The organism is Cobetia sp. AM6 (assembly GCF_009617955.1).
Lineage (GTDB): Bacteria > Pseudomonadota > Gammaproteobacteria > Pseudomonadales > Halomonadaceae > Cobetia > Cobetia amphilecti.
In genome coordinates, this window is the sequence record NZ_AP021868.1 from 796,419 (window position 1) to 819,533 (window position 23,115).

At 62.8% G+C, this 23,115-nt stretch carries 19 protein-coding genes; 13 read left to right on the forward strand and 6 right to left on the reverse strand.

Translation table 11 applies throughout. The features are described from left to right. Positions 1 to 178 precede the first annotated feature (178 nt). The 10 genes from CLAM6_RS03395 (at position 179) to CLAM6_RS03440 (ending at position 11,505) form a co-directional block, all read left to right on the forward strand. The gene (locus CLAM6_RS03395; RefSeq protein ID WP_043335877.1) at positions 179 to 679 is read left to right on the forward strand and encodes an Lrp/AsnC ligand binding domain-containing protein; all 501 of its coding nucleotides are present in this window, start codon (positions 179 to 181) and stop codon (positions 677 to 679) included. Between the two features lie 72 nt (positions 680 to 751). Further along, positions 752 to 1,504 carry a HesA/MoeB/ThiF family protein gene (locus CLAM6_RS03400; RefSeq protein WP_153635155.1) on the forward strand — a complete coding sequence of 251 codons (753 nt, stop codon included), beginning with the start codon at positions 752 to 754 and terminating at the stop codon, positions 1,502 to 1,504. 267 nt (positions 1,505 to 1,771) lie between these two features. Further along, positions 1,772 to 3,109, forward strand: a complete 1,338-nt coding sequence (locus CLAM6_RS03405; protein ID WP_153635156.1) for an NAD(P)/FAD-dependent oxidoreductase — start codon at positions 1,772 to 1,774, stop codon at positions 3,107 to 3,109. 75 nt (positions 3,110 to 3,184) lie between these two features. Next, on the forward strand, positions 3,185 to 4,513 hold the full coding sequence (locus tag CLAM6_RS03410; RefSeq protein WP_242007734.1) for an ABC transporter ATP-binding protein: 1,329 nt from the start codon (positions 3,185 to 3,187) through the stop codon (positions 4,511 to 4,513). Positions 4,514 to 4,515: 2 nt separating this feature from the next. Then, positions 4,516 to 5,439: an ABC transporter permease gene (locus tag CLAM6_RS03415; protein WP_107335442.1), complete on the forward strand. Its 924-nt coding sequence runs from the start codon at positions 4,516 to 4,518 to the stop codon at positions 5,437 to 5,439. Continuing rightward, a complete protein-coding gene (locus CLAM6_RS03420; RefSeq protein WP_153635157.1) occupies positions 5,436 to 6,236 on the forward strand; it encodes an ABC transporter permease in 801 nt (266 codons plus the stop codon). The genes CLAM6_RS03415 and CLAM6_RS03420 overlap by 4 nt, the downstream gene beginning before the upstream one ends. Before the next feature lie 112 nt (positions 6,237 to 6,348). Beyond that, a complete protein-coding gene (locus CLAM6_RS03425) occupies positions 6,349 to 7,413 on the forward strand; it encodes an ABC transporter substrate-binding protein (protein WP_153635158.1) in 1,065 nt (354 codons plus the stop codon). 69 nt (positions 7,414 to 7,482) lie between these two features. Then, positions 7,483 to 8,547, forward strand: coding sequence for an ABC transporter substrate-binding protein (locus CLAM6_RS03430; RefSeq protein WP_153635159.1), 1,065 nt, complete (start codon positions 7,483 to 7,485; stop codon positions 8,545 to 8,547). A 73-nt stretch (positions 8,548 to 8,620) separates the two neighbouring features. Beyond that, the gene (locus tag CLAM6_RS03435; RefSeq protein ID WP_052384404.1) at positions 8,621 to 10,003 is read left to right on the forward strand and encodes a glutamine synthetase family protein; all 1,383 of its coding nucleotides are present in this window, start codon (positions 8,621 to 8,623) and stop codon (positions 10,001 to 10,003) included. A 209-nt stretch (positions 10,004 to 10,212) separates the two neighbouring features. After that, a complete protein-coding gene (locus CLAM6_RS03440) occupies positions 10,213 to 11,505 on the forward strand; it encodes an NAD(P)/FAD-dependent oxidoreductase (protein ID WP_043332594.1) in 1,293 nt (430 codons plus the stop codon). A gap of 160 nt (positions 11,506 to 11,665) precedes the next feature. On the opposite strand, the gene CLAM6_RS03445 is transcribed toward CLAM6_RS03440, so the two are convergent. Both CLAM6_RS03445 and CLAM6_RS03450 read right to left on the reverse strand, forming a co-directional pair. Then, entirely contained in the window at positions 11,666 to 13,165 is a 1,500-nt protein-coding gene (locus tag CLAM6_RS03445; protein WP_153635160.1) for a Na+/H+ antiporter NhaC family protein, read from the reverse strand. A gap of 229 nt (positions 13,166 to 13,394) precedes the next feature. Further along, a complete protein-coding gene (locus CLAM6_RS03450; RefSeq protein WP_153635161.1) occupies positions 13,395 to 14,771 on the reverse strand; it encodes a glutamine synthetase family protein in 1,377 nt (458 codons plus the stop codon). A 260-nt stretch (positions 14,772 to 15,031) separates the two neighbouring features. On the opposite strand from CLAM6_RS03450, the gene CLAM6_RS03455 reads away from it, so the two are divergent. From CLAM6_RS03455 to CLAM6_RS03465, 3 genes are read left to right on the forward strand one after another with little or no spacing between them, the layout of a single operon-like run. Further along, positions 15,032 to 15,820 carry a gamma-glutamyl-gamma-aminobutyrate hydrolase family protein gene (locus CLAM6_RS03455; RefSeq protein ID WP_153635162.1) on the forward strand — a complete coding sequence of 263 codons (789 nt, stop codon included), beginning with the start codon at positions 15,032 to 15,034 and terminating at the stop codon, positions 15,818 to 15,820. A 2-nt stretch (positions 15,821 to 15,822) separates the two neighbouring features. After that, positions 15,823 to 17,337: an aspartate aminotransferase family protein gene (locus CLAM6_RS03460; protein ID WP_197738703.1), complete on the forward strand. Its 1,515-nt coding sequence runs from the start codon at positions 15,823 to 15,825 to the stop codon at positions 17,335 to 17,337. Positions 17,338 to 17,339: 2 nt separating this feature from the next. Beyond that, positions 17,340 to 18,836, forward strand: a complete 1,497-nt coding sequence (locus tag CLAM6_RS03465; RefSeq protein WP_153635163.1) for an aldehyde dehydrogenase — start codon at positions 17,340 to 17,342, stop codon at positions 18,834 to 18,836. A gap of 122 nt (positions 18,837 to 18,958) precedes the next feature. Here the strand turns inward: CLAM6_RS03465 and CLAM6_RS03470 are convergent, their stop codons facing one another. The 4 genes from CLAM6_RS03470 to gatC form a co-directional block, all read right to left on the reverse strand. Further along, positions 18,959 to 19,510, reverse strand: a complete 552-nt coding sequence (locus CLAM6_RS03470; RefSeq protein ID WP_043332584.1) for a cupin domain-containing protein — start codon at positions 19,508 to 19,510, stop codon at positions 18,959 to 18,961. Between the two features lie 165 nt (positions 19,511 to 19,675). After that, on the reverse strand, positions 19,676 to 21,130 hold the full coding sequence (gatB, locus tag CLAM6_RS03475) for an Asp-tRNA(Asn)/Glu-tRNA(Gln) amidotransferase subunit GatB (protein ID WP_153635164.1): 1,455 nt from the start codon (positions 21,128 to 21,130) through the stop codon (positions 19,676 to 19,678). Continuing rightward, positions 21,130 to 22,608 carry an Asp-tRNA(Asn)/Glu-tRNA(Gln) amidotransferase subunit GatA gene (gatA, locus tag CLAM6_RS03480; RefSeq protein ID WP_153635165.1) on the reverse strand — a complete coding sequence of 493 codons (1,479 nt, stop codon included), beginning with the start codon at positions 22,606 to 22,608 and terminating at the stop codon, positions 21,130 to 21,132. Before gatA ends, gatB begins: the two co-directional genes overlap by 1 nt. Before the next feature lie 130 nt (positions 22,609 to 22,738). Beyond that, positions 22,739 to 23,026: an Asp-tRNA(Asn)/Glu-tRNA(Gln) amidotransferase subunit GatC gene (gatC, locus tag CLAM6_RS03485; protein WP_054555110.1), complete on the reverse strand. Its 288-nt coding sequence runs from the start codon at positions 23,024 to 23,026 to the stop codon at positions 22,739 to 22,741. Positions 23,027 to 23,115: the final 89 nt, after the last annotated feature.

The following is a 23,115-nucleotide window of genomic DNA, read 5'->3' on the forward strand; positions in this document are numbered from 1 at the left end:
CCTCGTCACAGTACCGCCAGTGAAGGCGTATCCCCTGTTGGCCGGGTATGGTAGTAATGAACCTGCATGATTGGCATGGTCATCTGATAACCCCCTTGTTATCCGACGGCCTGACTGCACGGAAGCCAGGAGCACGGATGATCCTGCTGCAAGTCACCCTGCTGGGAAAACTATTACAATGAAAGCAAAATCACGCTCTCTGGACCGCATCGACCTCAAGATTCTGCGTTGCCTGCAAGAGAATGCCCGTATCTCCTATGTCGACCTCGCCTCGGAAGTCGGCCTTTCCACCACGCCGTGCCTGGAGCGCGTCAAACGCCTCGAGCGTGCCGGCGTCATCCGCGGTTACAAGGCGGTGCTCGACCCCAAGGCGCTCAAGGCCAATCTGTTGGTCTTCGTCGAGATCAGTCTCGAGACGCAGTCGCCGTCGGTGTTCGATGAATTCCGCCGCGCCGTCTCCAAGCTGCCGCAGATCCAGGAATGTCATCTGGTCTCCGGTCAGTTCGACTACATTCTCAAGTGCCGGATTCCGGAAATGTCCGCCTATCGTCAGCTGCTCGGCGATGTGGTGCTGACGCTGCCCGGCGTCAAGGAATCCAAGAGTTATGTGGTGATGGAAGAGGTCAAGGAGCAGTTCTCGCTGCATGTGCCCGATATCGAGGAGCTGGATGCCAAGTAATGGCAAGCCCTGTTGTTGCCAGGCAGGGCGCGTGGCTTCTCACTTCATTTACCGATAGGCGGCTTTTCTCCCATGCAAGATTCGCAATTGCTGCGCTACTCGCGCCAGATCCTGCTCCCTCAGGTCGACATCGCCGGGCAGCAGCGCCTGTTGGCGGCGCGGGTTCTGGTGATCGGGGCGGGTGGTCTGGGTTGCCCGGCAGCGCTCTATCTGGCAGCCGCGGGCATCGGCACCCTGGTGGTGGCCGATGATGACCACGTCGAGCTGTCCAATCTGCAGCGCCAGATCGCCCATGGTGACGCCGACATCGATCAGCCCAAGGCGCAATCACTCGCCGCCTCGCTGTTGGCGATCAACCCCGATGCCGAGGTGATCGCGTTGTCTGAGCGACTGCAGGGTGAGGCGCTGGCCGAGCAGGTGGCCGCCGCAGACGTGGTGCTCGATTGCACCGATCGCTTCAGCTCGCGCTTCCCGATCAACGCCGCCTGCGTGGCAGCGGGCACCCCGCTGGTCTCCGGCGCCGCGATACGCTTCTCCGGCCAGCTGGCGGTGTTTGATCGCCGTGAGCCACAGGCGCCGTGTTATGGCTGTCTGTATCCGCCGGATGAGCTGGGGGACGAAGAGCTGACCTGTGCCGAGAGCGGGGTCATCGCGCCGCTGGTCGGCATCATCGGCGCCTTCCAGGCGCTGGAAGCGCTCAAGCTGATCAGTGGTGCCGGCAGCGTGCATCGCGGCCTGGCGACCTTCGATGGCCTCAGTGGTGAATGGCGGCGCATGGGCCTCAAGCGCGACCCCGGCTGCCAGGTGTGTGGTCAAGCGTCATGATGTAGCCGGTCAAATCGACGGTATATCTCTAAAAAGCCCCGCAGCCTTTCTGGCTGGTGGGGCTTTTTTGTCGCATGTTGTGGTGGAGCGGCCGGCGCTGCGCATGCCGCGTGTGCGCACCACCAGGGTGCGCCAATGCCGTGGGGTGTTGAAGATTTCTCCCATGCAGCGCAATCAACATGCAGCATTCCAGCGAAACGTGTGGTAAATATCGAAAATATTCCAGTCGATGGTGAATAAACTCAACAAGAGCGGATGAGGAGGTGCATGGGCGGCTTCAGATCAGGCACGCAGAGCGAGTGTGCTGGCTCGTATTCCTACTACCAGGCCAGCCAGCGTGTGACGCTTGACCCATGCCCGCCTCTAGCTGGTGAGCAGCGTGCCGATGTCTGCGTGATCGGCGGCGGTGTCACGGGCTGCTCCGCTGCGCTGCATCTCGCCGAGCGTGGCTATTCGGTCATTCTGCTGGAAGCGCAGACCATCGGTTTCGGGGCCTCCGGGCGCAGTGGCGGCCAGATCCTGCCGGGGCTCGGCACCGATATCGCGACGGTCGAGAAGGCGCTGGGGCGCGAGCAGGCACGCGCCATCTGGGAGATGAGCCGCGAGTCCGTGCGCCTGACCGCCGAGCTGGTCGCCCGGCATCAGATTCCCTGCGATTTCACCCAGGGCTACCTGCATGCCGCGGTCAAGCCGCGTCATGTGCGCGAACTGCAGGAGTTCCAGGCGCGCATGGCACGCGATTACGACTATCACGCGCTGCAGTGGCTGCAGGGCGATGCGCTGCGCGAGCGGGTCGTCACCGACGCCTATCCGGGCGCGTTGCATGATGGCGAGGGCGGTCATCTGCATCCGCTCAACTATACCCTCGGACTTGCGCGAGCTGCCCAGCAGGCCGGCGTCACGCTCTGCGAACAGAGCCGGGTGCGTCAGCTCGACCACGGCCAGAGCGGCGATACACCCGATGGCACATCACGGCGTGCTCGTATCCATACCGAGCATGGCTGCGTGAGCGCCGAATTCGTGGTCGTGGCCACCAATGCCTACCTCAATGGCCTCGTCGCCTCGCTGGAAGAGCGCATCATGCGCGTCGCCAATTACATCGTCGCCACCGAACCGCTCAGCGAGGCTCAGGCCGCGCAGGTCCTGCCGCAGGATGACGCGCTTTCCGATGCCAACTTCGTCCTCGACTACTACAGTCTTTCTGCCGACAGGCGCCTGTTGTATGGCGGTGAGGTGAGCTATACCGGTCAGGAGCCGCGTGGCCTCAAGGCGCGCATGGACAGCAAGATTCGCCGCCTGTTTCCGGTGCTCGATGGCGTGGCGATCGATTACCGCTGGGGCGGTGACGTGGCCATCACCATGAATCGCGCGCCGGACTTCGGGCGTCTTGCGCCGAATGTCTATTACGCCCAGGGCTACTCGGGACATGGCATGTCGCTTGCAGGATTGGCGGGCAAGCTGGTCGCCGAGACCATCGCCGGTCAGGCAGAACGTTTCGATATCTTTGCCGCCATGCCGCACCGCCCCTTCGTGGGTGGGCGCTGGCTGCGAACTCCTCTGCTGGTCCTGGCGACCAGCTTCTACACGTTGCGTGATCGGCTATAGGCCGAGGCCATGATGAAGGTGCTGCACATTTGACACTGTTGAACACCCCGACAGCCCAAGAGCTGGAAACGACTGGTGAGTAATCGCAAGGGAGGCGCGATGAGCGCGGTGGATGGCAAGGACGCTGGTACGCCCGAGCAGCACACGACGAGAAAGCCTGCCGGCGCGCGGGCGCCTGGCGGCACGCACGCCAGCGAGAGCGTCAGTGAGCATGTCGGTGAGAGCTTCGACGATAACGCCGGTGAGAACCTTGGCGATACTGTCAATGAGAGCATCGGCGAGAGCCAAGGCGCGAAGGCGGATCAGCCCGCGCTGCCGCGACGCGCGGCATCCTCCATCCAGCTCAAGGGGCTGCACAAGCGCTTCGGCAATGAGGTGGCGGCGCTGGATGGCGTGGACCTGAGCATCCAGCCCGGCGAGTTCTTCACGCTGCTGGGGCCTTCGGGCTGTGGCAAGACGACACTGTTGCGGATTCTGGCCGGTCTCGAGGCGCTGGATGAAGGTCAGGTGGTGATCGGCGGGCGGGATGTCACCGAGGTGCCGCCGCATCAGCGCAGCGTCAACACGGTCTTCCAGTCCTATGCGCTGTTTCCGCATCTGTCGGTGCGCGACAACCTGGCATTCGGCCTGAAGATGCGCGGTGTCGCCCCCCGGGAGCGCGAGGCCAGGGTTGCCGAGATGGCGGAGTTCATCAAGCTGGGCAGCCTGATCGATCGCCGGGTCGACCAGCTCTCCGGTGGACAGCGTCAGCGCATCGCGCTGGCGCGGGCGCTTGTCTGCGAGCCGGATGTGCTGCTGCTGGATGAGCCCCTGTCGGCGCTGGATGCCGGCCTGCGCAGCCAGATCCAGATCGAGCTGCTGCGCCTGCAGAAGCGCCTGGGCATGACCTTCGTCTTCGTCACCCATGATCAGCAGGAAGCGATGGTGATGTCGGACCGCATTGCGGTGCTCGACAGCGGCAGCCTCCAGCAGGTGGGCTCGCCGCGTGAGATCTACGAGCGTCCGGCCAATGCCTTCGTGGCGCGCTTCATGGGCCATGCCAATCTGTTCGACGTCACGGCTCGCGATGACAGCCGCAGTGACGCCATCCGACTGACCACGCCGCTGGGCGTACTGACCGCACAGGCGCCGGGCACTGGCAGTCTGCTGCTGTTGCGTCCCGAGACGCTGGACCTGCGCCGGCGACCCGCCAGCGAGTTCGAGCGTCACGACGTGCTGGAGAACCACTTGCCGGGCCGAGTGCAGGAGCGACTCTACCGCGGCAGCCACGCCGAATATCGTGTCGAGGTAGCGGGTGTCAGCGTGCAGGTGGTGGTCAACAACCGGGGTGGCCAGTTGCCGGAAGTCGGCGACCAGGTCGATGTGGTGGTCGCCGCGCAAGACCTGATCACGCTGGGGGAATGACGATGGCCTATCACGCAACCCTGGCCACTGCGCGCAGCCGCGCGGTGGTCGCCGAGTCACGCCACCTGTTGCTGACGGTCGCGCCCGGTGCACTGTGGATCATCGTCTTTCTGGTGCTGCCCAGTCTCTATCTGATGAGCGTGGCCTTCATGACCAACGGCCCCTATGGGCTGCCGGAAATGCCGTTGTCATTGACCTCGTTTCAGCAGCTGGCCGGACAGGGCTTTCTCGGCTGGAGCCCGGGCAACCTGATGACGCTGGGGCGCTCGCTGTGGCAGACCGTGCTTTCCACTGTGCTGGTGGTGCTGGTGGCCTATCCGATCGCCTATTACATCTCGCAGTCAGACCAGCGCTGGCGGCCGATCATGCTGCTGGCGGTGGTGGTGCCGTCCTGGACCAATCAGGTCATTCGCACCTTCGGCTGGATGAATCTGCTGGCGCCGGGCACGCCGCTGGCGGAGCTGGCGGAAGCCATGGGCATGATCGCGCCCAACATGGGGCTCTATCCGTCCAATTTCGCGGTCACTCTGGGGCTGGTCTACAACTTCCTGCCGTTCATGGTGCTGCCGCTGTACGCCGCCTTCGAGAAGTTGAATCTTTCACTGGTGGAGGCGGCGCAGGACCTCTACGCCTCGCCGCTCAAGGCCTTCTGGCACGCGGTCTTCCCCCAGACGCTGCCGGGGCTGTTGGCGGGTGTCGTGCTGGTGGCGATTCCGGCCTTCGGCATGTACGTGATTCCGGAGCTGCTGGGCGGCGGCAAGGGCATGATGCTGGGCAATCTGGTCGCCAATCAGTTCGCTGGCAGCGCCAACTGGCCGCTGGGGGCGGCGGGCGCGATCCTGATGCTGATCGCCACTTTCATTGGTCTCTACGCCATGCGCCGCATCGGCAAGCGGCTGGGCGGCGGTGAAGAGGTGGTGATATGAGGCGCGGTGGTTTTCACAAGGGATTGCGGGGCTTCTGGTGGCTGACGCTCGGTTTTCTGTATCTGCCGCTGATCGTGGTGATGCTGTTTTCCTTCAATGCCTCCAACAGTGCCGCCAGCTTCACTGGCGTGTCGCTGCGCTGGTATCGGCGCCTGCTGGGCAATGACGCGATTCTGTCGGCGCTGGGCAATTCGCTGCTGCTGGCGGTGGTGTCGTCATTGCTGGCGCTGATGATCGGCACGCTGATCGGGTATGGCATGTATCGCCATCGTCACCGCAAGCTGGGTTGGCTGATCGTGCTGATCTATCTGCCCATCGTGCTGCCGGACATCGTGTTCGGGATCTCGGAAATGACCTTCTTCGTCAAGATCAATGAGCTGACCGGTCTGCTGTCGCCGGGACTGGCCACCATGACCATTGCACACGTCACCTTCCAGGTGCCGTTCGTGGCGTTGATCGTCTACTCGCGCTTCGTCGGGCTGGACCCGGCGCTGTTCGAGGCGGCCAAGGACCTCTATGCGACACCGCGGCAGCGCGTGCAGTTCTTCATGTTGCCGACACTCAAGCCGGCATTGATCTCGGGCTTCCTGCTTTCCTTCACGCTGTCGCTGGATGATTTCGTGATCAGTTTCTTCACCGCCGGACCGGAGAGCGCCACCTTGCCCATCTACATCTGGAGCGCGATACGCAAGGGCGTGACTCCTGAAATCAATGCCATCGCCACGTTGATGATGGCGGCGGTCGCCCTGGCGGCGCTTATCAGTCTGGTGCTGTCGCGCCGGCGCGCGGCGTCGTGAGCATACGCAATATCCACAGGCGGTCTGACACTGCTGTCCTTGCCGACGTCGGGCCTGATCATTCATCACGCACATCCCATCATTTCTCAAGCACGTTGAGCGGAGCATCACAATGACAAACAACACGCTGCGTTTCGCTGTCGCCATCGGCAGTCTGCTGCTGGCAGGTGCCGTCCAGGCCGAAGACAAGAAGCTGTATCTCTTCAACTGGACCCAGTACATGGACCCGGAAATCATCACCGCCTTCGAGGAGAAGTTCGGCGTCGAGGTGGTCGAGAACTACTACAACTCGCTGCCGGAGATGCTGGCCAAGCTCAACGCGGGCGGCGTCTCCCAGTACGACATCATCGTGCCGTCCAACTATTACGTGCCGCGTCTGATCGAAACCGGCCTGGTGCAGAAGATCGACAAGGCCAAGGTGCCGAATCTGACCAATGTCGCCGAGCAGTTCAGTGACCCGAATTTCGATCCGGGTGCTGAATATACCGCCCCGTATCAATGGGGCGTGACGGGGCTGGTCTACAACGCCAGTACCTTCAAGGACGCTCCCAAGAGCTGGTCCTTGCTGTTTGATCCCGCCGTCAATGGCGATTACCCCTTCAGCCTGATGGGTGACGGCCAGGTCAGCATGGGGTCTGCCTGTGCCTATCTGGGACACGGCTACGACTGCACCGACCTGGATGACTGGCGCGAAGCCGCCAGGCTACTGATCGAGACCAAGCACCGCGACAACTTCAGCGGCTTCTCCGATGGCACGCCGGCGCTTCAGCAGCTGGCGCGCAAGGTCACCCATGGCGCGTTGTCCTACAACGGCGACTACCTGTTCTATCTGGAGGAAAACCCGGAGTCCTTCGCTGACATCAAGTTCGTGATTCCTGACGAAGGTGCCGAGAAGTGGGTGGATTCGATGATGATTCCGGCCAAGGCACCGCACCCGGAGCTGGCGAACGCCTTCATCAACTTCATTCTGGATGCCAAGGTCGGCGCGCAGCTCTCCAACTACAACTACTACGCCAGCCCCAACGCCGCCGCTGCGCCGTATCTGGATGAGGTGCTGACTCAGCCACCGATTCAGCCCTCTGAGGATGACATGGCGCGCCTGCGTTTCTCGCCGAGTCTCTCCGGCCAGCAACTGCAGGTATTTCAGCAACTGTGGTCTGAGGTGCAGTCGCGCTGAACCGAGGGAGCTCTGAACCGAAGGAGCTCTGATTGATGTCTGAGTCGAAGCCACGCATGGAGCATCACGATGACAACTGACACGCTGCGTTTCGCTGCGGCCATCGCCAGTCTGTTGCTGGCCGGTGGCGTCCAGGCCGAAGACAGGAAGCTGTATCTCTTCAACTGGACCCAGTACATGGACCCGGAAATCATCACCGCCTTCGAGGAGAAGTTCGGCGTCGAGGTGGTCGAGAACTACTACAACTCGCAGCCGGAAATGGTCGCCAAGTTGAATGCCGGGGGGGTCTCCCAGTACGACATCATCGTGCCCTCCAGCTACTACGTACCGCGCCTGATCGAGATGGGCCTGGTGCAGAAGCTCGACAAGGACAAGGTGCCGAATCTGGCCAATCTCGCCGAGCAGTTCCGTGATCCGGTGCTGGGGGAGGGGCTCGACTATGCCGCGCCCTATCAGTGGGGTGTCACCGGGCTTGTCTACAACGCCAGCACCTTCAAGGAAGCGCCCAAGAGCTGGTCGATGGTGTTTGATCCGACCGTCAATGATGCCTGGCCGTTCGGTTTGATGACCGGTGGTCAGGTCAGCATGGGCATCGCCTGCGCCTATCTCGGCCATGGCTATGACTGCACGGATCTCGACGACTGGCGCGAGGCCGCCAGGTTGCTGATCGAGACCAAGCATCGCGGCAATTTCAGCGGCTTCTCCGACGGCACGCCCGCGCTTCAGCAGCTGGCGCGCAAGGTCACGCATGCCGGGCTGTCCTTCAATGGCGATTATGTGTTCTACCGGGAGGAAAATCCGGACTCCTTCTCTGACATCAAGTTCGTCATCCCCGAAGAGGGCACCGAGAAGTGGGTGGATTCGATGATGATTCCGGCCAGGGCGCCGCACCCGGAGCTGGCGAATGCCTTCATCAACTTCATTCTCGATGCCCGGGTCGGCGCGCAGCTCTCCAACTACAACTACTACGCCAGCCCCAACGCCGCGGCAGAGCCGTATCTGGATGAGGTGCTGACTCAGCCACCGATTCAGCCCTCCGAAGAGGACATGGCGCGACTGCGTTTCTCACCGAGTCTCTCCGGCGAGCAGCTGCAGATCTTCCAGCAGCTGTGGTCCGAGGTGAAGGCGCGCTGAGCGCTGGCAATCGGGTCTATCGAAGCAGGCTGCCGAGCGCGTGGCCTGCCCTGTAGCGTTCAAGGAAGGTGTCATGAAGTACGAACCCACTGGTCGCGAAGACGACGAAGCCGTGCTGCAGGAATGGTTCACGGCACATGGCATCACCGAGGTGGAATGTCTGGTCACCGACCTGACCGGCATTCTCAAGGGCAAGATCATGCCGGCGCGCAAGTACCTCAATGGTGGGCGACCGCGCCTGCCGGACTCCATCTTCATCCAGACCGTCACCGGCGGGTATCCGGATGATGAAGACAGCCGCTTCTGGAATCCGGCCGAGCAGGACATGCAGCTGATCCCGGATACCAGCGCCGTCTATCTGGTGCCATGGGCGGAAGACCCCACCGCGCAGATCATCCATGACTGCTATTACCTCAATGGTGATCCGGTGGAGCTGTCGCCGCGCTATGTGCTCAAGCGAGTGCTGGCACTGTATGCCGCACGCGGCTGGAAGCCGGTGGTGGCCCCCGAAGCCGAGTTCTATCTCGTCAAGACCAACAAGGACTCCGACTACCCGCTGGAGCCGCCCATCGGGCGCAGCGGTCGTCAGGAGAGCAGCCGTCAGTCCTATTCCATCGATGCGGTCAATGAGTTCGATCCGCTCTTCGAGGAGATGTATGACTACTGCGAGGCCATGGGGCTGGATCTCGATACCCTGATCCATGAGGAGGGCGCCGGGCAGATGGAAGTCAATTTCGAGCATGGTGATCCGCTGGCGCTGGCCGATCAGGTCGTGATGTTCAAGCGCACGCTGCGCGAGACGGCATTGCGCCACGGCATGTACGGTACCTTCATGGCCAAGCCGATGGCCTATCAGCCGGGCAGCTCGATGCATATCCATCAGAGCCTGGTGGATGTCGCGACCGGCAGGAACCTGTTCGCGGATGATGAAGGGCGGGCCAGCACCCTGTTTCGCAACTTCATCGGCGGCTTGCAGACCTACATGCCGTCCGCGATGCCGTTCTTCGCGCCCAACGTCAATTCCTATCGCCGCCTGATGCGCAGCGAGACCAGTGGCTCCGCGCCGATCAACGTCGAATGGGGCTTTGACAACCGCACCGTCGGTTTGCGGGTGCCGGTGTCAGATGCCGAGGGGACGCGGGTCGAGAACCGTCTGGCCGGCGCCGACGCCAATCCCTATCTGGTGATGGCTGCCTCGCTGGCCTGCGGTTATCTGGGCATGATGGCGCAGATCGAGCCGCGTCCGCCGGCCGTGGGCTCTGCCTGGGAGGGCGGCAATTCCTTGCCGGACGATATCGGGCCGGCACTGAATGCGCTGCACTCCTGCAAGCCGTTGGCGGATATTCTCGGCGAGCGCTTCGTGAAGAGCTATCTGGCCGTCAAGCGCGCCGAGCATCGTGAATACTTCCAGGTCATCAGCTCGTGGGAGCGGGAGCACCTGCTGCTGCGTGTCTAGCCTTGCGTGTCTCACCCTGCGGGGCATCGCCATGGGGAAGCCGAGAGGCCGTGACAGTCGTCACGGCCTCTCGGCGTTTCAGGAGGGGCACTCTGTGTTGGCAGGATGCTGCTTGTGGTGATTATTACATGTCATAGTCGGCGTGATTGGCTCGATGATCCGTGATATCGTGCTTTTATGTTGATTAAAATAACCACAAGGAAATTGTCATGAGTGCCTCTCTGCCCCTGGAACATGCTGCCTCCTGGTATGCCGCCTCAGCCAATGCCGTGCCCGAACGGCCCCCGCTAGCGGGAGATGTCAGCTGTGATGTCTGCGTCGTCGGGGCTGGCTTCACCGGCATCTCGGCGGCGCTGCATCTGGCCGAGCAGGGCCTCAAGGTGATGGTGCTGGAGGCCGCCCGCGTGGGTTACGGCGCATCCGGTCGCAATGGCGGGCAGATCGTCAACAGCTACAGCCGCGACATGGATGTGATCGAGGAGCGTTTCGGTGCCCAGACGGCGCGTGCGCTGGGCGACATGGCCTTTGAAGGCAACCGCATCATTCGTGAGCGTATCGCCGGTTATGGCATCGATTGTGACCTGCGCGAAGGCAATCTGTTTGCCGCCTGCAATGCGCGTCAGCTCAAGGGGCTCAAGGAGCACAAGGCGCTGTGGGAGCGCTATGGCAATACCAGTCTCGAATTGCTGGAAGGCGATGCCTACAAGCGTGAAGTGAGTGCCGAAGGCTATACGGGCGCGCTGGTCGATCACTCCGGTGGCCACATCCATCCGCTCAATCTGGTGTTGGGCGAAGCCGCAGCCTTCGAGTCACTGGGCGGCGTGATCTTCGAGCACAGCCCGCTGCTGAGTCTCGAGCATGGCAGCTCCGTCGTGCTCAAGACCGCGGGCGGCACCCTGCGGGCCGACCGCGTCGTGATGGCGGGCAATGCCTACCTCAACGGCGTGCTGCCGGAGCTTGAAGGCAAGTCGATGCCCTGTGGTACCCAGATCATCACCACCGAACCGCTGGCGGAGGATGTGGCGCGTAGTCTGCTGCCCAACAACATGGCGGTGGAAGACTGCAATTACCTGCTCGATTACTACCGCCTGACCCGTGACAACCGACTCATCTTCGGTGGCGGCGTCAACTATGGCGGCGAAGACCCCAGCAATATCGAAGCCTTGATTCGCCCCAAGATGCTCAAGGCCTTCCCGCAACTGGCCAACGTCAAGATCGACTACGCCTGGAGCGGTACCTTCCTGATGACGCTCAATCGTCTGCCTCAGTTCGGCGTGCTCAATGACAACGTTTACTACGCTCAGGGCTATTCCGGGCATGGCGTGACCTGCAGCCATCTGGCTGGGCGCTTGATCAGTGAGGTGATGACCGGCCGTGATGGCCGCTTTGATGCCTTCGCCGGCCTGCCGCACCTGCCGTTCCCCGGTGGCCGCATGCTGCGGGTGCCGCTGTCTGCCGTGGGTGCCTGGTACTACCAGACCCGCGACAAGCTCGGTATCTGATCAGCCTGTTCTCCAGAATGCCCCAAGCCGCCTTCCTTATCGGGAGGCGGCTTTTTCATGGGCTGGAAAGTACGCCTGACCTGGCCCGAAACGCACTGCGCCCCGCCTGTGAAGGCGGGGCGCAGTGCATGTCTTGCCGATTCATGGCGTGAGCGCTGGGTCAGCCGGCGATCCAGAACCCCATCAGCAGGAAGCCCAGCGTCGTGACCAGCGCACCGATCAAGGTGTAGGGCAGTTGCGTCAGCGCATGCTGCATCGGCTGGACCCCGCAACCCTGTGAGGACAGCACCGAAGAGTCCGAGAAGAAGCAGGCGTGGCTACCGAAGCTGGAGGCTGACAGCAGGGCACCGACGATCAGCGGCAACGAGGCATCCATGTGCAGCGCGATGGGAATCACGATCGGGATCGAGATCACGAACACGCCCCAGGAGGAGCCGGTCGCGAAGACCACGACGGCCATGCTGACGAACACGATGGCCGGCAGGATTGCCGGAGTCAGGTAGGGTGTCAGGCTCTCGATCATGAAGGTGGTCATGCCGAGCTGGTCATTGACCTCGCGCAGCACGAACCCGACCGCCACGATGGCCAGGGGCAGCATCATGGTGCGAAAGCCGTCCATCACCGCGTCCATCAGCGAGGAAAACGACACCAGGCGCTGGGCGAGATACAGCAGGATGGTGAACAGCGTAGCGACGATCACGCCCTTGAGCAGGTCGATCTCGAACCAGGCGCTGGCGCCGATCAGCACGGCCATTGGCAGCACGAAGTTCATCAGACCGATCCATGGGCTGGATTTCGGCGCTTCTGCTTCCGGCAGGGGCTCCGGGGCGCCGTCAGGAATCGGCTGGCCGGCCTTGGCGCGTCGCTCGGCGGCCTTCATCGGTCCGATGTCCGGCATCAGGCCAATGGCGACCAGCATGGCCAGCGCCATCGCGATCCAGCCATACAGCATGTAGGGAATCGCCTGGATATAGAGCGACATGCCGCTTTCGGTGGCACCGCCTTCCTCGAGCAACTGGGAGAAGTACACCGCCCAGGTCGAGAGGGGCACCAGAATGCAGATGGGCGCGGCAGTCGAGTCGACGATATAGGCCAGCTTCTCACGCGAGACCCCGAAGCGGTCCGTCAGGCGTTTCATCGCCGCCGGCGTCGCCAGGGCATTCAGATAGTCATCGATGAAGATGAGGATGCCGAGGATCACGGTGCCGATCAGCGACTGACGGCGTGTCTTGAGCAGGCGACCGATCATGTTGCTGAAACTCAGCGTGCAGCCGGACTTCTCCATCATGGCGATGAAGCCGCCCATCAGCCCACAGACCAGAATCAGCCAGGCGATGGTCTCGTTCATCATCACGCCCAGCGAGATATCGGCCAGTTCTCCGATGTAGTCGTCAGGCTGCAGTATCAGCAGACCCGCGAGCGCGCCGATGGCCAGGGCTTCCAGGGTGCGATGGGTCGCGATGGCGACCACCAGCACGATCAGCGATGGCACGAGGCTGATCCAGCCGAATGGCGTGCCGGCCTCATGGGTAAAGGTGATGCCCAGCACCAGTGCCAGGATGACGCCGAACATGGCAATGCTGCGCCCCTTGCCACGGACGCTGACGGAGGGAGCGAAGGGGTGCGGGGGCGCTGGAGGGACGGGAGAGACCTGATTCATGCCCGGGCCTCCCATGCAGCGAGGAAGTGCTCGGTGCTGACTTGCTCGGTACTGACTTGGTCGGTACTGACTTGCTCGGTACTGAGTTGGTCAGCGCAGCAGCGCTCTGCGGGGAGCCGGCCTGCAAAGCCGTGGCCATGCAGCGAGTGACCAACGAAGTCGCGGGCAGCGACGGTTTTTATGATTGTCATGTCCTGAGCCCTGGAGTTGGTGGAGTGGTCGGTGTGGATCAGATGTTGCGCAGGTACCAGTCGTATTCCAGACGGCTGATGATCTGCATGGCTGCTTCACGCTCCGCGCGACGGCCAGCAATGAAGACGTTCAGGAAGCGCTCGCTGAAGGCGTGGGCCAATGCTTCACTCTCCTCCAGCAGCGTCAGCGCCTCGGGCCAGCTGTTGGTCAGGCTCGGCTCGAACTGGTCATAGGCATTGCCGGTGACCGGCTCGCCCGGCGAGACCTGATGCGTGATGCCGTGGATCACCGAGGCCAGCAAGGTGGCCAGCAGCAGGTAGGGATTGACGTCGGCCCCGGCGACGCGGTGCTCGAGACGACGTGCCTCGTTGGGGCCGGAGGGGATACGGATGGCGACCGAGCGATTGTCGAAGCCCCAGGTCGGCGCCATCGGCACGTACAGGCCCTGCTGGAAGCGGCGATAGGAATTCAGGTTGGGCGCAAACAGCGCCATCGAGGCGGGCATCAGTTCCAGCAGGCCGCCGATGGCGTGACGCAGGGTCTCGGTGCCCAGCGGATTCTCGTCCTGCGCGGCGAAGACATTGTTGCCGTGCTGGTCCACCAGGCTCATGTGCGCATGCATGCCGTTGCCGGCCTCGTCGCCATACGGCTTGGCCATGAAGGTGGCATCGAAGCCGTGGCGCAGGGCGACGCCCTTGATCAGACGCTTGAGCAGGACAGCGCTGTCACAGGCCTTCATGACATCGTCGAGATGGATCAGGTTGATCTCGAACTGGCCCGGCGCACATTCCTTGAGCGCGGTATCCAGCGGCAGCTGTTGGATGCGCGCGGCAGTCTGGATCTCGTCGAGGAAGTCGGCGTACTCATCCAGCTCGCCGATGGAATAGAGCTGGCTTTCGCTGGCGCGCTCGCCTGTCAGCGGGGAGCACGGCGGCTGCACCATGCCCAGGTCATCGCGTTCGCGATCGACCAGATAGAACTCCAGTTCCAGCGCGACGACCGCCGTCAGGCCCATGTCGGCAAGAATATCGACCTGTTTCTGCAGCTGATTGCGCGGGTCGGCAAAGAAGGGGCCATCCTTGTCATCACGCATGTTCATCAGCAGCTGCCCCTGCTTGCCGTTGCGCAGCCAGGGGGCTGCCATCAAGGTGCCGGGGATGGGGCGGCAGACCTGATCACTGTCACCGCTGCTGAGCCCCAGCCCGGTTTCCTCGATGGTGTTGCCGGCGATATCCAGTGCGAAGACGGAGCCTGGCAGGTTGATGCCATTCTCATAGGCCTTTTCCAGATTCTCGCGCGGGATTCGCTTGCCGCGCTGGATGCCGCTTATGTCACTGATCAGCAGATCGATGTTCTCGATTTCCGGATGACGGTCCAGAAATTCTCTGGCCTCATCGACAGGGAGGCTGTACATGGATATCACCTGTGGGCATGGGATGTTGTGGTTTATATATCGCCATCATGGCCATTGTTGTCAAATATTTTACAACACATGATGGTTTGCGTTGCTGAATGGCTTTGGTGTTATGGCAATAAATTGTTTTAAAACAGTATTTTGTATGGATTTTTGTGAAATCGTCGTTTCGTCGGGTTGGCAAGGAAAGACGTTCAGTCTATGTTGATTAAAACATACCAATTATCCAAGGCCTGCTTGTTCGCCTCAAAGGAGATCCCATGCCACCTCGTCCCCTGGTGGGCGTCATTGCCTGCCGTCGCACCGTAGAAGGTCATCCGGCGCATATGGTGACCGACAAGTACGTCAGCGCCCTGCGTGAATTCGGACTGGATCCGGTGGTCATTCCGGTCTGGGAGGATGTCGAGCCCGGCGCCGCCAGCGCCCTGCTGGCACGCCTGGATGGTCTGCTGCTGACTGGCAGCTATTCCAACATGCACCCCTCACGCTACGGCGAGACCAGCGCGCCGGAGAACACCTATGAAGACCCGGCCCGCGACGCTGCGGTGCTCTGTTGGGTGCCGCTGGCGCTTGAGTTGCGACTGCCGCTGCTGGGGATCTGCCGCGGGTTTCAGGAGCTGAACGTTGCCTTCGGCGGCAGCTTGCACCAGGCGGTGCAGAAGGTGGCAGGCCTGATGGATCATCGTGAGCCCAAGGGCGATCTCGAGGCGCAGTTCGCGCCGTCGCATGCCATCAGCATCTCGCCCGGCGGAGTGCTGGCAGGGCTTTACGCTGCGCCCGAGGCGCAGGTCAATTCCTTGCATCAGCAGGGGATCGCCCGTCTTGGTGAGGGCCTGAATATCGAAGCGGTTGCCCCGGATGGGCTAATCGAGGCGGTCTCGGTCAGTGGTGCGGCGTCCTTCACGCTGGCGGTGCAGTGGCATCCGGAATGGAAGCCGCGTGAGCACGCCTTGTATCAGGCGATTCTGGAAGGCTTTGCCGCGGCCTGTCGTGACAAGGCCGAGGGTGGCACCTTGCCGACCTGTCACCCGACTCGCGAGGAGGCGTGAAGATGGCAATGAATGACGCTGGCGAACGCCTGAAGGCGCTGGATGCGCGCCACCACCTGCACCCCTTCACCGACTTCAAGCAGCTGGGCGAGCAGGGCAGTCGTATCATCACCGGTGCCAGCGGCGTCTATATCCATGACGCCGATGGCCAGCGGATCCTCGATGGCATGGCGGGACTGTGGTGCGTGAACCTCGGCTATGATCAGCCGGAACTGGTCGCGGCGGCCAGCCAGCAGATGACGCAGCTGCCGTACTACAACACCTTCTTCAAGACCGCCCACCCGCCGGCGATCGAGCTGGCGGCCGAGCTGTGTCGTCTCGCGCCAGAGCATATCAATCATGTCTTCTTCACCGGCTCCGGCTCTGAAGCCAACGACAGCATGCTGCGCATGGTTCGGCGGTTCTGGGCGCTCAAGGGCCAGCCGGAAAAGCAGTGGATCATCGCGCGCGAGAATGGCTATCACGGCTCGACCGTCGCGGGCATGAGCCTGGGCGGCATGACACCGATGCATGCCCAGGGCGGCCCCTGTGTGCCCGGCATCACGCATATCCGCCAGCCTTACTGGTTCGCGGAAGGTCGTGGAAAGGGGAGTGAAAGCCCAGCATCTGACACACATAGCCGAGATGATTTCGGGCGACTGTGTGCCGAGGCGCTGGATGCGCGCATCCAGGAACTGGGCCCGGACAATGTGGCCGCCTTCCTGGCGGAGCCCGTGCAGGGTGCCGGCGGTGCGATCATGCCGCCTGACAGCTACTGGCCTGCCATCAAGGCCGTGCTGGCGAAATATGACATCCTGCTGGTGGTGGATGAGGTCATCTGCGGCTTCGGTCGCCTCGGTGAATGGTTCGGCAGTCAGCATTACGACCTGAAGCCCGATCTGATGCCCATCGCCAAGGGGTTGTCCTCCGGTTACCTGCCGATCGGCGGTGTGCTGGTCGGCGACAGGGTCGCCGATACGCTGATCGAAGAGGGCGGCGAGTTCTTCCATGGCTTCACCTATTCCGGACACCCGGTGTGTGCCGCCGTGGCGCTCAAGACCCTCGAGATCATGCAGCGCGAGGATATCGTCACCCGGGTGCGTGACGACCTGGGGCCGTATCTCGCCAGTCGCTGGGCCACGCTTGCAGACCACCCGCTGGTCGGCGAGGCGCGTTCGCTTGGCCTGATGGGGGCGCTGGAGCTGGTGGCCGACAAGGCCAGTGGCGCGCGTTTCGATTCTTCCCAGGCCGTCGGCAACCTGTGTCGTGATATCTGTTTCGAGACGGGGCTGGTGATGCGCTCGGTGGGTGACACCATGATCATCTCGCCGCCGCTGGTGATCACGCATGAGCAGATCGATGCGCTGGTCAGTCTGGCGCGCGCGGCACTGGATGAAACGGCGCGCCAGCTGGCGAGTCACGCCGCCACTTGCTCTTCCGCAGCGCTGAAGGCCACTTCGCCCTCGTCCTCGCTGCCTTCTTCACTCTCCTCTACTCCATCCTCTGAACCTTCCTCTTCCCTGACCTCGGAATCCTGATCATGAGCCGTCCTCAGACATTGGCCGAATGGCAGGCGCTGGCCGCTCGCCTGACCCCGCAGTTGCAAGGCAATGCCTTCATCAATGACGAATTCGTGCCGGCGGTCAGCGGCGAGACCTTCGAGAGCCTCAACCCGGCCACCGGTGAGCGGCTGGCGATGGTCGCCAGCTGTGACAGCGCCGATGCCGAGATCGCCATTCGTCATGCGCGTGCCGCCTTCAAGAGCGGTGTCTGGTCGCGCATGGCCCCGACCCGGCGCAAGCAGGTGTTGCTCAGGCTGGCCGAGCTGATGGAAGCCCATCAGGATGAGCTGGCGTTGTTGGATAGCCTCGACATGGGCAAGCCGGTCACCAGCGCGCTGAACGACATGGCCGGGGCGATCGGCTCGATCCGCCATCAGGCCGAGTCCATCGACAAGCTTTACGGTGAGGTCGCCCCGACCGGTCAGCAGGCGCTGGGCATGGTGCTGCGCGAACCGCTGGGCGTGGTGGCCTCCATCGTGCCGTGGAACTTCCCGCTGATGATGACGGCGTGGAAGATCGCCCCGGCGTTGGCGGCGGGCAACAGCGTCATCCTCAAACCGTCGGAGAAGTCACCGCTGTCGGCGCTGCGTCTGGCGCAGCTGGCGCGTGAGGCCGGTATCCCGAGCGGCGTCTTCCAGGTGCTGCCGGGCTTCGGGCATACCGTCGGGCGTGCGCTGGCGCTGTCGATGGACGTCGAGTGCCTGGCCTTCACCGGTTCCACCGCCGTCGGTAAGCAATTGATGCAGTATGCCGGGCAGTCGAATCTGAAGCGGGTGTTCCTGGAGTGTGGCGGCAAGAGCCCCAACATCGTCTTCGCCGATTGCGCCAATCTGGATCGCGTCGCCGAAAGTGCCGCTGCCGCCATCTTCTACAACCAGGGTGAGGTCTGCATCGCGGGTTCCCGTCTGCTGGTGGAGAACTCGATCCGCGATGCCTTCGTCGCCAAGGTAGTGGCGGCTGCCGAGCGCATGCAGCCGGGCGACCCGCTGGACCCGGCAAGCTTCATGGGCGCGATGGTCGACAGCACCCAGTATGAGCGCGTGATGGGCTATATCCGTCAGGGTGTCGAGGAGGGCGCGGCACTGCGCGCCGGCGGTGAGGAGGTCGAAGGGCCCGGACTCTTCATTCGTCCTGTGGTCTTCGATGGCGTCACGCCACAAATGGCGATCGGCTGCGAGGAAATCTTCGGCCCGGTGCTGTCCGTGTTCGGCTTCGAGACCGAAGACGAAGCGCTGGCGTTGGCCAATGACAGTGACTTCGGGTTGGCGGCAGGGGTGTGGAGTCAGGACATCGATCGCATCATGCGCGTGACGCATCGTCTCGAATCCGGTCAGGTCTTTGTCAACAACTGGGCGGGGGGCGATCAGACCATGCCCTTCGGTGGGGTGAAGCAGTCCGGCAACGGCCGTGACAAGTCACATCACTCGCTGGCGGAATACACCCAGCTCAAGAGTGTCTGGATCGAGCTGAGCTGAACCGGGATGAGCTGAACTGAAATGAAATGAGCTGTGTAGGTCCCCATGAACTCAGGGGCTTGCGAAGAACGAAGAGGCCACGCGATTGCGTGGCCTCTTCTTGCTTGCCTTCGCCACAAGGGCTAGAACATCCGCGCCGGCGTCGCGCAGCTGACCAGGCGACACTCGACATCACCGATGTTGCGGAAGCGATGCGGCACGTTGGTATCGAAGTAGTAGGCGTCGCCCGCCTTCAATACCCGCGTGTCGCCACCGATGGTGATCTCTATCTCGCCCTCGATGACCACGCCCGCTTCCTCACCCTGATGGGTGATCATCTCGCGGCCGGTGTCAGTGACGGGCGGGTAGGTCTCGATCATGAACGACAGGGCGCGGTCACGCCGCTTGGCGCCCACCAGCTTGAAGATGACATCGCCGCTGCCGACGTTGATCAGCTCCTCCTCGCTGTAGAACACCTTGGCGGTGTTCTCGAGCTCCATGGTGAAGAAGTCGCCGACACTCATGGGAATGGCGGCGAGAATCTTCGACAGTGAACTCACCGACGGGCTGACCTTGCCCTGTTCGATCAGTGACAGGCTCGAGTGTGTCACACCGCAGCGCTTGGCCAGCTCGCGTTGCGAGATGCCACGCAAGGTACGCAATGCCCGCAGGCGGGCACCGACATCATCTGCCATCAGAACATCCTTCATGTCGCGACGAGTTGAGGAGAGGGGCAAGCCCTTCCAGACCGACGACGGCCAGCCACGGAGCTCCGCGACTGGCCGTCGTTCACGTGCTGGTGGTCGAGATCAGGGGCATCGGCATCAGAGCCGGCGCTGTCCTGATCATCGACCACGCGATCAGCTGAGACTATCCAGCTTGTCTTTCAGCACCTTGTTGACCTGTTGCGGATTGGCGGTGCCGCGCGAGGCCTTCATCACCTGACCAACGAAGAAGCCGATCATCTTGCCACGCTTGTCCGGCTCGGCTTCCTGATACTGGGTCACCTGGGCCGGGTTGTCGGCGATCACCTGATCGACCACGGCTTCGATGGCACCGGTGTCGGTGACCTGCTTGAGGCCGCGCGACTCGATGATCTCGTCGGCGCTCTTGCCTTCGCCATCCCACAGTGCGGCGAACACCTGCTTGGCGGCCTTGCCGTTGATGGTCTCATCGACGATGCGCTTGATCAGGCCACCCAGCTGGGCCGCGGAGACCGGGCTGACGGTGATGTCGAGGTTTTCCTTGTTGAGACGACCGGCCAGCTCGCCCTGCACCCAGTTGGCGGCCTGCTTGGCGTCGCCGCAGACATCCTTCACTTCCTCGAAGAAGTCGGCCATCTCGCGGCTGGCGGACAGCACGCTGGCGTCATAGGCGGACAGGCCCAGTTCGCTTTCGAAACGGGCGCGTTTCTCGGCCGGCAGTTCCGGCAGGGTCTGGCGCAGGTGTTCGATGTAGGCCTCGTCCACTTCCACCGGCAGCAGGTCCGGGCACGGGAAGTAGCGGTAATCGTTGGCTTCTTCCTTGGTGCGCATGCTGCGCGTCTCGTCGGCGTCCGGATCATACAGGCGGGTTTCCTGCACGACCTTGCCGCCGTCCTCGATCAGCTCGATCTGACGCTCCACCTCGAAGTGGATGGCGCGCTCGATGAAGCGGAAGGAGTTGACGTTCTTGATCTCCGCGCGGGTGCCGAAGGCTTCCTGACCCTTGGGGCGCACCGAGACATTGACATCACAACGCAGGGAGCCTTCGGCCATGTTGCCGTCGGAGATGCCCAGGTAGGTGACGATGGCGTGGATCGCCTTCACGTAGGCCACCGCTTCCTTGGCGGAACGCATGTCCGGCTCGGAGACGATTTCCAGCAGCGGCGTGCCGGCACGGTTGAGGTCGATACCGGTCATGCCCTGGAAGTCTTCGTGCAGCGACTTGCCGGCATCTTCCTCGAGGTGGGCGTGGTGGATGCGGATCGACTTGCTCGTGCCATCTTCCAGAAGGATCTCGAGCACGCCAGGGCCGACGATGGGCTGATCCATCTGGCTGGTCTGGTAGCCCTTGGGCAGATCCGGGTAGAAGTAGTTCTTGCGCTCGAACACCGAACGGCCGGCAACGGCGGCATCGACGGCGAGGCCGAAGCGCACGGCCATGGCCACGGCCTGCTCGTTGAGCACCGGCAGGGTGCCCGGCAGGCCGAGGTCCACGGCGCTGGCCTGGGTGTTGGGCTCGGCACCGTAGGTGGTGGAAGAGCCGGAGAAGATCTTTGACTGGGTGGCGAGCTGAGCGTGAACCTCAAGCCCGATTACGACTTCCCATTGCATCAGGCTTGCTCCTGTCCGAATTCCGGGCGCTGGCGATGCCAGTCGGTGATTTGCTGGAACTGGTGCGCGACGCCCAGCAGGGTCTGCTCACCGAAGTGCGGGCCGAGGATCTGCAGACCCACCGGACGCTTGCCTGCCAGGCCGGCCGGCACGCTGATGCCCGGAATGCCCGCCAGGTTGATGGCGATGGTGTAGAGATCCTGCAGGTACATGGACAGCGGGTCCTTGTGCGCGCCGAGATCGAACGCCGGGGTCGGTGCCGCCGGGCCCATCAGTACATCGACCTGGTCGAAGGCATCGAGGAAGTCCTGACGGATCAGGCGACGCACCTTCTGGGCCTTGATGTAGTAGGCATCGAAGAAGCCTTCGGACAGGGTGTGCGTGCCGATGATGATGCGACGCTTCACCTCGTCGCCGAAGCCTTCCTCGCGCGTGCGCTTGTAGAGGTCTTCCAGGTCCTGCGGGTCCTTGCAGCGATGGCCGAAACGCACGCCGTCGTAACGCGACAGGTTGGAGGAGGCCTCGGCCGGCGCGATCACGTAGTAGGTCGGGATGGCCAGGTGGGTATGCGGCAGCGAGATTTCCTGCACGCTGGCACCGGCATCCTCGAAGACCTTGATCGCGGCACGCACGGAGGCTTCGACTTCCTCGGACAGGCCTTCGCCGAAGTATTCCTTCGGCAGGCCGATCTTCAGCCCCTTGAGGTTGTAGTCCAGCCCTTCGACGTAATCCGGCACGCCACGCACCACGCTGGTGGAGTCGCGCGGGTCGGCGCCGGCGATCACGTTCATCAGGCGCGCGCAGTCTTCGGCGGAGCGGGCCATCGGGCCGCCCTGATCGAGGCTGGAGGCGTAGGCGATCATGCCGTAGCGCGAGACGCGACCGTAGGTCGGCTTGAGGCCGGTGATGCCACAGAAGGCGGCCGGCTGGCGGATGGAACCGCCGGTGTCGGTGCCCAGGGCGGCCGGCGCAAGGCCTGCGGCGACGGCGGCGGCACTGCCACCGGAGCTGCCACCCGGCACGGCGGACAGGTCCCACGGGTTCTTGACGGCGCCGTAGTGGCTGTTCTCGTTCGAGGAGCCCATCGCGAACTCATCGAGATTGGTCTTGCCGAGAATCACCACGCCTTCGGCCTTGAGCTTCTCGATCACGGTGGCGTCGTAGGGCGCGACGAAGTTGTCGAGCATCTTCGAGCCGCAGCTGGTGCGCACACCTTCGGTACAGAAGATGTCCTTGATGGCCATCGGCACGCCGGTCAGCGCGGCGGCATTGCCAGCGGCACGGCGCGCATCGGCGGCATCCGCATCACGCAGCGCGTCTTCGCGGCACAGGGTGATGTAGCTGTTGAGCTCGCCATCGAGGCGTTCGATACGGGCCAGGAAGGCTTCCGTCAGCTCGCGGCTGGTGTATTCGCCGGCCTCCAGGCCTTGCGCCAGCTCACTGAGCGTCTTGTCATGTAGTGCAATGGACGATGACATGTTCGATTCCATCAGTGCAGACGATGCGCCGGGCATCGTCCGCAGAAATTCCGGGGCGGACGGGGCGTGCCGCGTGACGTGGTATCCGATGGCAGCTGGTCACGATGCGTGAGCGACCTGCCAGGCGAGATCACTCGACGACGCGCGGAACCAGATACAGACCCTGCTCTGTGGCCGGGGCCACCTGCTGAAAACGCTCGCGCTGATTCGATTCGGTGACTTCGTCCGCGCGCAGGCGTTGCGTGGCTTCCAGCGGGTGTGCCAGCGGTGCGACGCCGTCGGTATCGACCTGTTGCAGCTGGTCGACCATGGCGAGAATCCGGTCGAGATCCTCGACGTAGGCTTCGGCATCCTGCGAGGCAAGACCCAGGCGTGCGAGGTGAGCGGCACGCAGCACATCTGAATGTTCAAGGGCCATTGAAGTTTCCCTGTCTTGGCTTCGAGAGGCTTGAGGTGACGGCAGGAGTCGGAGACGACCACACGGAATCGGGCTGGCGCAAGGTGCGC

Bases quoted from the DNA above. Each gene is read 5' to 3' on its own strand.
- CLAM6_RS03425 (WP_153635158.1), top strand. From the start codon at position 6,349: ATGACAAACAACACGCTGCGTTTCGCTGTCGCCATCGGCAGTCTGCTG.
- CLAM6_RS03415 (WP_107335442.1), top strand. From the start codon at position 4,516: ATGGCCTATCACGCAACCCTGGCCACTGCGCGCAGCCGCGCGGTGGTC.
- CLAM6_RS03460 (WP_197738703.1), top strand. From the start codon at position 15,823: ATGGCAATGAATGACGCTGGCGAACGCCTGAAGGCGCTGGATGCGCGC.
- CLAM6_RS03405 (WP_153635156.1), top strand. From the start codon at position 1,772: ATGGGCGGCTTCAGATCAGGCACGCAGAGCGAGTGTGCTGGCTCGTAT.
- CLAM6_RS03395 (WP_043335877.1), top strand. From the start codon at position 179: ATGAAAGCAAAATCACGCTCTCTGGACCGCATCGACCTCAAGATTCTG.
- CLAM6_RS03440 (WP_043332594.1), top strand. From the start codon at position 10,213: ATGAGTGCCTCTCTGCCCCTGGAACATGCTGCCTCCTGGTATGCCGCC.
- CLAM6_RS03455 (WP_153635162.1), top strand. From the start codon at position 15,032: ATGCCACCTCGTCCCCTGGTGGGCGTCATTGCCTGCCGTCGCACCGTA.
- CLAM6_RS03465 (WP_153635163.1), top strand. From the start codon at position 17,340: ATGAGCCGTCCTCAGACATTGGCCGAATGGCAGGCGCTGGCCGCTCGC.
- CLAM6_RS03450 (WP_153635161.1), bottom strand. From the start codon at position 14,771: ATGTACAGCCTCCCTGTCGATGAGGCCAGAGAATTTCTGGACCGTCAT.
- CLAM6_RS03445 (WP_153635160.1), bottom strand. From the start codon at position 13,165: ATGAATCAGGTCTCTCCCGTCCCTCCAGCGCCCCCGCACCCCTTCGCT.
- gatB (WP_153635164.1), bottom strand. From the start codon at position 21,130: ATGCAATGGGAAGTCGTAATCGGGCTTGAGGTTCACGCTCAGCTCGCC.
- CLAM6_RS03435 (WP_052384404.1), top strand. From the start codon at position 8,621: ATGAAGTACGAACCCACTGGTCGCGAAGACGACGAAGCCGTGCTGCAG.
- gatC (WP_054555110.1), bottom strand. From the start codon at position 23,026: ATGGCCCTTGAACATTCAGATGTGCTGCGTGCCGCTCACCTCGCACGC.
- gatA (WP_153635165.1), bottom strand. From the start codon at position 22,608: ATGTCATCGTCCATTGCACTACATGACAAGACGCTCAGTGAGCTGGCG.
- CLAM6_RS03470 (WP_043332584.1), bottom strand. From the start codon at position 19,510: ATGGCAGATGATGTCGGTGCCCGCCTGCGGGCATTGCGTACCTTGCGT.
- CLAM6_RS03400 (WP_153635155.1), top strand. From the start codon at position 752: ATGCAAGATTCGCAATTGCTGCGCTACTCGCGCCAGATCCTGCTCCCT.
- CLAM6_RS03430 (WP_153635159.1), top strand. From the start codon at position 7,483: ATGACAACTGACACGCTGCGTTTCGCTGCGGCCATCGCCAGTCTGTTG.
- CLAM6_RS03420 (WP_153635157.1), top strand. From the start codon at position 5,436: ATGAGGCGCGGTGGTTTTCACAAGGGATTGCGGGGCTTCTGGTGGCTG.